The organism is Microcoleus sp. OTE_8_concoct_300, from assembly GCF_031383065.1.
Lineage (GTDB): Bacteria > Cyanobacteriota > Cyanobacteriia > Cyanobacteriales > Microcoleaceae > Microcoleus.
Window position 1 is genome coordinate 1 of record NZ_JANMZH010000610.1, and the last position, 9,811, is coordinate 9,811.

Here is a 9,811-nt window from a genome sequence, read left to right on the forward strand (position 1 = left end):
CCAAAAAGGACGGGCGGGACGCCCATCCCACAATAACAATTAAAATTGTAAGTTATTTAATTCGCGATCCTACCCGTTGGTTTTTAGTAAGGAATCCAAGTCCTAAGATTTTTCTGAGGACTTGTCGTCACTACAAACCAACGGGTAAGGTGCGCGGTGCGCACCTTACAAAATATCAAGGTCAGTCCTGGATGCACTCCGCTTCCTCGAAACCGGGTTTTTTACCGAGTATGCGGGCTCGGGCGTTTGAGTCGCTCAAACTCGGTTTCACCAGCCCGATGCGTCCAAGACTAAAAATATCAATAATGTGCGCGGTGCACACTCTACAAAATATCAAGGTGCGCGGTGCGCACCCTACCAACTGTTGATTGTTTGCTAAGCAAATTCTCGCAAAGCTGGAATTAAATACTGTGTCAAAGTAAAGGCATCTACTCCTAATTCTGTCCGTTCTTTGGCTGCCATGATTCCGGCTTGAGCGTGCCACCAAACTGCTGTTGCTGCAACTGATTTCCAGGGAGAATTGCGGGCGATGGCTGTTGCTAATAGTCCCCCTAACAAGCCTGTGAGAACGTCGCCGCTGCCGCCTCTGGCGAGGGCTGGGGTGCTTTCGGGATTGAGGTAGGTGATGGTACGTGAAGCGTAGCTATCCCTTAGGGAATCGCCCTCATCCTTCCAACTTATGCAAACTCTGGCTCCTTTGAGCAATATCGTTGCACCGCAAAGCTGAGCTGCTGCTTGAGTGGCGGCAATTCGATGATGGCCGGTTTGGTTGGCTAGTTCGGGAAATAAACGCTTGAATTCGCCCGGGTGAGGCGTGATAATTGTCAGTGCACAGCGTTCGGACAAAATCGGGACTGTGCCGAGTTGAGCGAGGATATTTAAACCGTCAGCATCTAACACGAGAGGTCGATCGCTCTCCAGTAAAGATTCTACAGCTATTGCGGCTTCCAATGTCAGACCAGGCCCTGCGGCGATCGCATCATAGATGCTCAAATCAATTGCTACTGGCAACTCGCTAATTGCACCGCTGTGGGTTTCGGGACATCCTATAACTAATGCCTCTGGCAACTGACTGCTCAACATGGGTTTAATCGACTCAGGAACAGCAATTGACAGCATTCCGATGCCGCTTGCTCTTGCTCCCAATGCTGCCAAAATTGCTGCTCCGCTGTAGCGACGGGAACCTGCAATAATTAGTAAGTGACCGTTGGTGTATTTGTGCGAAATCGGCGATCGGGGTAACGGCAAATGCTGAGTTGCCGATGCTTTTGTTATGCGTTGTATTGCTGGTGTTTCGCCCAATATTGCTCCAATATCTGCTGCGGGAATATCAAAATCAATTAATTCGGAACTGCCGATATATTCTAACGCTCTGTCTTGCAGAAATGCCATTTTCCACAAACCCAAACATAATGTATGTTTGGCCCGGATTGCCGTTCCCAAAACTTCTCCGGTATCTGTATGAATTCCGGATGGAATGTCTATACTGAAAACGGGGATGTTTAAATTATTTATTTCGTCAATCGCGGCGGCTGTGTGGTTAGTAATTTCTCGTTCTAATCCAAATCCAAATAAACCATCTACGAGCAAATCGCAGTTTTTGAGAGGTTCAATTTTGTCAATAAATGGAATATTTAAATAACGCGCATAATCAGCGTGACTTTTTGTTAGTTCTTTAAGTTGAGAAAACGGGCAGTAAATAACTACTTGGAATCCTTGAAAGTGCAATTCGCGGGCAACAACCAAAGCATCGCCGCCGTTGTGTCCGGGCCCAACCAATACACCGATAACTGGCAATTGAGAATTAACAAGATTTTTCCCTGCAGGGCTTTTCCCTCTATCCGTTAAATCCTGTACACTGCTCGTTGCCCAACTTCCTTCCGCCTTCAAAAGCTGCTGAATGCGTCTAGCAATCAGCCCCGCGACTTTTTCCATTAAAGCTGCTACTGGCATTCCAGCGACAAAGATTCGGGTTTCTATTTGCCGCATTTGGTCGGCGGTGACAACAAATTTTTGAATAGTCATTTCGATTACAGTGGTGGTAAGCTTTCAGCTAACAGCAGCAGTGGCATTTTGTAGTATCTTAGTGCTACAATGAATTAGCTCGATAGAACAAAGTAACATTAAAATAGCAATTTCTCCCCAACCGTCAACGACCCAGCTCTAAAGACACTAGGCTTCTAGCCTAAGACTTAAGTCACAGTTGACCAGATGTGTACCTGCGTACTACGTTAACGGTAAGAGTTCAAGACCTACCAGGGGATGCTTCGCATAGTTCCTTGCCAAGCGAAATCTAGGATTAAACAGATTTATTGGGTTAAATCAGTGTCCTAGATATAGTACCGACCGTTAACTCGCGGCGAAGTACAGACGACCTGGCAGGTCGTCTCTTCTACCCCTCTCATGGAGGCTGATCAAGGAGCAAACATTATGCGATCGCGGGTTGCAAAATTTGAGATGGTAATTGTCCCATTGAAAGTACATAACAAAAGTACACCGAATCTAGCAATCCCCGTGTAATGGAAAGATTCACTCGCTTATTGAAATCCCCGAGCGATGCCCAGAGCGTAGCCGAAGGGTCGTTTCCCTCTGTTCACTCTTTGTGACGCTCGTTTCCCACTTACCGATTTTTTTTTATGAACAAGATTGTTGTAGGCCTCTCCGGGGGGGTCGATAGTTCCGCAGCAGCCGCAATTTTACACCATCAGGGATATGAAGTGGTGGGTTTAACGCTGTGGTTGATGAAGGGCAAAGGTCAGTGCTGCTCTGAGGGAATGGTCGATGCAGCTAAAATTTGCGAAGATTTGGGCGTTCCCCACCACATTGTTGACAGCCGCGAGGTCTTTCAGGCAAGTATTGTGGATTATTTGGTGGAGGGTTACAGTGCAGGAATTACGCCTCTGCCTTGTTCGCAGTGCAATAAAACTGTGAAGTTTGGGCCGATGCTCAGGTATGCTCGCGAAGAACTCGGAATTGAAAAGATTGCTACAGGACACTACGCTCGCATTACTTACGATGCTGCTACGGGCCGCTATCAGTTGCTGCGGGCGATCGACCCTGCGAAAGATCAGTCTTATTTCTTGTATGATTTAACACAGGATTTGTTGGCAGGTACGGAGTTTCCTTTGGGGGAAATTACCAAGACTGAAACTCGCAGAATTGCGGCGGAATTTGGCTTGAAAACTGCTGATAAGCCGGAAAGTCAGGATTTGTGCTTGGTGGAAAGTAACGGTTCGATGCGGGCTTTTCTGGATAAGTACATTGCGCCGCAAAAGGGTGACATTGTGGACAAGGCAGGGCGGGTGCTCGGACAGCACGACGGCGTTCACCACTACACCATCGGCCAGCGGAAGGGACTCGGGATTGCTGCACCGGAACCGCTGTACGTGATTGAACTTGATGCTCCTGGCAATCGGGTAATTGTGGGCGATCGGCAGTTGGCAGTAGAATCTGAATGTACTGTGCAGAAAGTCAATTGGGTTTCTGTGGCCCAGGCGATGGCTCCGATTCGGGCTCAGGTACAGATTCGGTATCGATCGCACCCCGTGCCCGCTACCATTATTCCTGTGGAACCCTCCCAAGCAGAGGAAAAAGCTGGTAGTACAAGAGTTAAGTTGATTTTTGACGAACCGCAGTTGAGTATTACCCCCGGACAAGCGGCTGTTTGGTATGACGGGGATGTGCTGTTGGGCGGCGGCATCATTGAAAGAAACCAACTCCCAGCTTGATGTAAGGGGCACGCGAGCGTGCCCACCCCACAAGAAACCTCCCAGAAGAAAATTCACTCTTTGTGGAACAGGCCCCAAAGCCTGCTCCAAAAAAAACTTATTTTTCATTTCACAGGGGTACATTTACCTAACTAGCTTTTTTTTCCAAACGCCAGATATTTCCCCTAGCATTAGTGCGGTAAACCCAAGTTTGGCTGCCATCAGAAACCACAACCCGCCAACCTTCGACAATCATTTGACCGCAAATTTCATCAGCTTTCCCGAGTCCTAAACAAGTATCCGACCAACTTTGTCGGCTCGATTCAGTTACTTTCAACTTGTCAGCAGCAATGCCAGTGGAGTGCGACAACTCTCGGCGAAGTGCTGCTGCTACGGTTGCGGGCAATGGGTTCGGGGGATTTTGGCGCGTACCCTCGGCCAAATTTCCCGGTTCGGAAGTTAGACTATTGAGTGCAAATACCGAATAGCTGATTTTTGGGGGCACCGCGGCTGAGGAAAATTGCTGGGCGGTTTGCTGCTGTTGGCTTTCCAACTGGGCAAGGGAATATTTGAGAGCGCCCGCGTTAGCAGCAGCGGTGTCTCTTAGCGCCGGATACATTTCAAGGGCCAGAATTCCTGTTAGCACCAAAGCCAATATTAAAGGATTGGGCTGCTTTTCGTCTCGGTTTTGATTGTTTTGAGAGTTATTTTTGGAGATTGGTTTCATCATACGCCCTCTGCCTCACTTTACACAATACGCGATCGCTCCTGATCACTCAACTGCCGATTCTTATTTAGACACTGTTGTTGGTGCTGTTGGTTCCTTTTTGCAGAACAAACTTGACGGATGGTGTGGCGCAAGTATTTCCTACTCGCTGCCGGCACTTGTGTTTCAGGAAACTTGCAATACCCATTTATTACTTAATTTTTAGTCAGAGTCTCCGGTTATTAAGAAAAATTTATGTTTAAGTAAATATTCTTAAAAGCGTCTAATTCTCCCCCACAATCTCAGTAGAAATGACTATTCATTGTGCCAAAACTGCTAAAGGTGTTTTAGACTGTGGAAGGCGAGCTGAGCAAGTGAGACCAAAGCGTTGCCTCACAATTTGTGGCAACAGGACCCAAACGCATTAGAAATTAAGCCAGCTATCGCTGATTAATTGTACCATTCTGCTTTTCAAGAGCGATCGTTCCCGAAGCGATTTTAGTAGCGAGCGCTACTTTTATAGTAGAATCTTGTTGAAATGTATCAATTATGAACAGAAAATCCCTAGGAATCCATCTAATAAATCTGCTAAGCTATCCTCAAAAATTTACCTTAATCGGTTTTCTATTTGCAATACCTTTAACCTTCGTCATGTACCTGCTGATTTGCGAAATTAACAGCCTAGTTTATTTGAGAAAGAAAAAAAATTATGGTAATCAATACCTGCACACGCTGCGCCAGTTGAGGGAATACATACCGAAACTTCAACTGGTAAATTATCAGAGTTTAAATCCCAATTTAAGCAATTCAGAATCCCGGGCAAATTTAGAAGCTAAGATAGACGCGAACTTTCAATCCCTGGCAAATACAGATTCCCAGCTCGGAAACATATTAATGTGCAGTAAAGATTTAAATAAATTTAATCAAAATTTGCCAAATTTAAAACTTCGCCGCAGCCAGTGGAGTTTAGAAACTTACGATTTTGTATATCAACGTTTAACTGCCGACCTTAATAGACTGAGCGTTCCCGTCGGCGATACTTCCCATCTGATTTTCGACCCGGATTTGGAGATCTATTATTTAATAAATGCTACTTTGCTGAATCTTCCAGAAATGCAAAAAATTTTGTCAGAGATTAGGCTAATTTCTCAAAAAATTAGCCTTCGTTCCGATGCCACACCAGAGGAAAGAGCGCAACTGATTACTCTTTCGAGCAGATTGATAGAAATCGCTGATTTGGCAATTAATATGGAGGTAGCATTTAGCCATAATCATCAGGGGAATCGGCGACCGAAATTAACACTGAATTTAAAATTTTTAAAATCTCTGGTTAAGCAACTAGCTCAAAGGATATATCAAAGTGTATTAATCAAACATGACGCCTCTATAAACGGTAGGAGTTTTGCTTTAAATTCAAGTTTTAAACTCTGGGATAAAACTGTAAACGAGTTATACTTTTCGCTACAATACAGAATTAGTTTTTTTGTTAAAACGCCCGAATTAATTTTTATTTTATTTTTAATAACATTAGCCATTTTTATTGATATATTTCTTTGTTATTACAGCGCAGTTAGGCAAACTGTATTTGTTTTTGACGAAGCGTCAAAAAAAATGGCAAGCGGCAATCTCGCCCACAAAATTATTTGGGATAATAGAGAGCCCGAGGGGCAAGTGGTGGGTGCGTTTAACAAGATTACAGATGCCTTAATTGGTAAAAATCAAGAAATTCCTGTTATCAACGATCGTTTAAAAGCTGAAAATAGGCGAATGATATCCGAACTAGACCTTACTACCAAAATTCAGCAGATACTGCTGCCAAAATACCAAGAATTCAAGGAAGTTATCGGCTTAAATATTGCGGAATTTATGGAATCTGCTGAGGAAGTATGCGGCGACTATTACGACGTACTCCCGCACAAAGGTAGAGTGAAAATTGGCATGGACGATGTTACGGGACATGGATGGGAGAGCGGCGTTTTAATGATTATGGTTCAAACGGCATTCCGAACTGGGATCGCTGACAATGAACCCGATCTGGTTAAAAATTTAAGCGCTATTAACAGTGTAATTTACGATAATGTGCAGCGCCTGAAATTCGATAAAAACGCCAGCCTTGCTTTGCTAGACTATCAGCAGGGAATGCTGAAGTTGAGCGGCCAGCACGGAGAAATCATTGTCGTGCGGTGTAACGGTTGTGTAGAGTGGTTGGATACGATCGATTTGGGTTTCCCGATCGGGCTGGATGCAGAGATTGCTGAATTTGTTGCCCAAACAAGTGTGCAGTTGTATTCAGGAGATGTGGTAGTGCTGTACACTGACGGAATTACAGAAGCTGAAAATATGGATAAACTGCTTTATGGTTTAGATAGGTTAATTGAGGTAATAGAGATTAATTGGCAGCGTTCGGCTGCCGAAATCAGGCACGCTGTAATTAAGGACGTGCGATCGCACATCGGCAAACAAAAAGTTTTTGATGACATCACATTGCTGGTCTTTAAACAAAAATAGCTAATTAAATCTCACTTCTTAAGTTTAAAATAGATTCAGTAATGTTCCTCTTCTCAAACTTTACCTCTCCCATCGATATGATTCAGACTTTCGGCGATTTCATCGAGTTGCCAGCTAGCCAAGAATACTTAATAATTGGGTTTTCCCCGAGTTCGATTCCCCTGAAGCAGCGGTGGCGGAACAACGGTTTGTCTGCGGATTTTATGGCTGACTACTTGGCGACTTTTTTTCCTGGCAACGAAGACGACTCCTCGACACTTGAAAGACAAGCTGAAATTAAAAGCGCTGTTAGCTACATTGCTAACGAGTTATTAGAAAATGCGATGAAATTTAATAATCAAACCTCGGAGTACCCGATAAACATTAAACTGCAATTAGAGAGCGACGGAGTGATTTTCTCAGTTGTTAACAGTATCTCTCCGCAAGCTGTGGATAAGTTTCAGGCTTACATTCAGCAGTTGCTCGCCTCCGAACCCAGCGAGCTTTACATTCAGCAGTTGGAAAAAAATGCTGCTGACGAAAGCTGTACCGATTCTGGATTGGGTTTGTTGACCATGCTCACCGATTATACCGCCAAAATAGGCTGGAAGTTCCAGACCGTGCACCAAGACCCGGAAGTAATTGCGGTAACAACTATGGTGCAATTGAGAGTATAAACAACACTGGCGATCGATAATATCTAAGGGAGTTTTTTTGCGACAATGGAAATTAAGACAGAAGATTACCGGATCTGTTACGATCCAGCAACGGCAACCGTGAGTTTTGTGGGATCTCTCAGGCTGAGGGGGCCTACGGAGTACCAACCGATACTGCAGTTGCTGGGCAAGGTTGCCGACGTGGAACCGAAGAAGATTACCCTCAATTTGAGGCAGTTAGAATTTTTGAACAGTGCTGGCATCAATATGCTGTCGAAGTTTATTATCGAGGAGCGCAAAAAAGCCCGGGTGGAAATGGCGGTAGAAGGTTCTCAACGCATAGCTTGGCAAGGTAAATCTTTGAGAAATTTCCAGCGCCTGATGCCTGGTTTGCAGTTGGAATTAGTATAGACACACGATTACTTTTAGGGCGCGGGCTGTTGAGCAATTTTCTGTTAGTCGAGGCGCAAATTCTCGCGTTATGCTGGAAGAACAACCATCTAGAGAACACCTACTTTTAGAGATAGAAAGATTGCGCCAGCAAGTGAAAGACTTGAAGGAGGAAAAAGCGGATCTGGAAATCTTGCTGGAAACTACTGCTGAACATTCCGATACGGTTGAGACTGAGTTGCGCTCTCGGGCATTCGAGGCGGTTCGGGAAGGCGAAATCAAGCTGGCTCAATTTCTGGAAGCGATTCCGATAGGCGTAGCCGTACTCGATTCTCAAGGCAGACCTTACTACATCAATCGCGCCGGGCAGCAGTTACTCGGTCAAGGGGTTTTGCCGTTAAATTCAGTTGAGGAGTTGTCAGAAGGTTATCACATTTATATCGCCGGAACTGATACTCTTTACCCTTACGAGAATTTGCCGATCGTCCGAGCTTTGAGGGGCGAAAACGCGACTGCTGACGATCTGGAAATTCATCGACCCGACAAGAAAGTTCCCATTGAGGCTTCGGGAACCCCAATTTTTGACGGTGACCAAGTTGCTTTTGCGATGGCAGTTTTTCAAGATGTCGCGGAACGCAAACAAGCTGAAACCGAGCGTCATAAATTTATTGAGAAACTCTTTGAACTCAATCAAAATTTGGAAAAATCCCTGGATGCAGAATCAGAATTAACTGATGCCTACGGGCGATTTGTGCCGCATCAATTTCTAAATTTGTTGGGATATGAAAGTATTATAGATGTCAATTTAGGCGACCAGGTGCAGCAGGAAATGTCGGTGCTATTTGCGGATATCCGCGACTTCACGACGCTTTCGGAAACTATGACACCGCAAGAAAATTTTAATTTTATCAATGCTTACCTTTCGCGGATGGAGCCGGCTATTACTAGCAATAACGGGTTTATTGACAAATACATCGGCGATGCAATTATGGCTCTGTTTAGTGACTTTGCAGATGATGCAGTGAAAGCGGGTATTGCAATGCTAAATATCCTGACTAATTACAACCAAGACCGTCAACGTGTCGGCTACATCCCGATTCAAATTGGCATTGGCATCAATTCGGGTTCTTTGATGCTGGGGACAGTCGGGGGTAAAAGCCGAATGGACAGCACTGTGATTAGCGATGCTGTTAATTTGGCATCTCGCATTGAAGGATTGACCAAAGATTACAGCGTACCTCTGTTAATTTCTCACCAAACTTTGGAACGGTTGCGAAATCCGGCTGATTATGCTATTCGGATTGTGGATAAGGTACAGGTAAAAGGAAAATCTCAATATGTCGTAGTCTATGAGGTATTTGATGCGGATCCACCGGAAATTAGGTCGGCAAAGCTAGCAAATTTGCCCGTATATACTGAAGCTATGTTCCTGTGCGAGCGCAAGCAGTTCCGAGAAGCGGGAAAATTGTTTGAAGAGTGTTTGCGGACAAATCCGAGCGATCAGGTAGCTCGTATTTACCTGAAACGCTGTCGGGATTGGCGATCGCTCCTCAAAGGAATTTAAAGCAAGTCAATGGATTTTAGATTTTAGATTTTAGATTAAAGAATTGAAGCATTGACCCCACGGATAAATTCGGGGGGCAAGTTTCTCGGATACAGGTTTTTTATTTCTGGATCCTGAGTCTGCGAAGGCATGAATCCGGGGGCTTGTATCCTGGATGCTTTCGGTCATTAGGATCGCGAATTAAATAACTTACAATTTTAATTGTTATTGTGGGATGGGCGTCCCGCCATCCTTTTTGGACGGGCGGGACGCCCATCCCACAAACTTGTGGAAGTTATTTAATTCTCATTCCTTAGTCAAC

At 44.8% G+C, this 9,811-nt stretch carries 7 protein-coding genes; 5 read left to right on the forward strand and 2 right to left on the reverse strand.

Annotated features, from left to right (window positions below; genetic code table 11):
- Positions 1–375 precede the first annotated feature (375 nt).
- Positions 376–2,025 carry an NAD(P)H-hydrate dehydratase gene (locus ACUVJL_RS28060; RefSeq protein ID WP_445248846.1) on the reverse strand — a complete coding sequence of 550 codons (1,650 nt, stop codon included), beginning with the start codon at positions 2,023–2,025 and terminating at the stop codon, positions 376–378.
- A gap of 611 nt (positions 2,026–2,636) precedes the next feature.
- Here ACUVJL_RS28060 and mnmA point away from each other — a divergent pair.
- Entirely contained in the window at positions 2,637–3,728 is a 1,092-nt protein-coding gene (gene mnmA / locus ACUVJL_RS28065) for a tRNA 2-thiouridine(34) synthase MnmA (RefSeq protein WP_445248847.1), read from the forward strand.
- Between the two features lie 127 nt (positions 3,729–3,855).
- Here mnmA and ACUVJL_RS28070 read toward each other — a convergent pair whose 3' ends face one another.
- Positions 3,856–4,437: a hypothetical protein gene (locus ACUVJL_RS28070; protein WP_445248848.1), complete on the reverse strand. Its 582-nt coding sequence runs from the start codon at positions 4,435–4,437 to the stop codon at positions 3,856–3,858.
- Between the two features lie 525 nt (positions 4,438–4,962).
- Between ACUVJL_RS28070 and ACUVJL_RS28075 the strand changes: the two genes are divergently transcribed.
- The 4 genes from ACUVJL_RS28075 to ACUVJL_RS28090 all read left to right on the forward strand — a co-directional run bounded on the left by ACUVJL_RS28075 (position 4,963) and on the right by ACUVJL_RS28090 (position 9,510).
- Positions 4,963–6,921 (forward strand): PP2C family protein-serine/threonine phosphatase, encoded by a 1,959-nt coding sequence (locus ACUVJL_RS28075; RefSeq protein WP_445248849.1) that lies wholly within the window; start codon positions 4,963–4,965, stop codon positions 6,919–6,921.
- Positions 6,922–6,998: 77 nt separating this feature from the next.
- Positions 6,999–7,577: a DUF6272 family protein gene (locus ACUVJL_RS28080; RefSeq protein WP_445248850.1), complete on the forward strand. Its 579-nt coding sequence runs from the start codon at positions 6,999–7,001 to the stop codon at positions 7,575–7,577.
- Positions 7,578–7,622: 45 nt separating this feature from the next.
- Positions 7,623–7,967 carry a slr1659 superfamily regulator gene (locus ACUVJL_RS28085; protein WP_445248851.1) on the forward strand — a complete coding sequence of 115 codons (345 nt, stop codon included), beginning with the start codon at positions 7,623–7,625 and terminating at the stop codon, positions 7,965–7,967.
- Between the two features lie 70 nt (positions 7,968–8,037).
- The gene (locus tag ACUVJL_RS28090; RefSeq protein ID WP_445248852.1) at positions 8,038–9,510 is read left to right on the forward strand and encodes an adenylate/guanylate cyclase domain-containing protein; all 1,473 of its coding nucleotides are present in this window, start codon (positions 8,038–8,040) and stop codon (positions 9,508–9,510) included.
- Positions 9,511–9,811 lie beyond the last annotated feature (301 nt).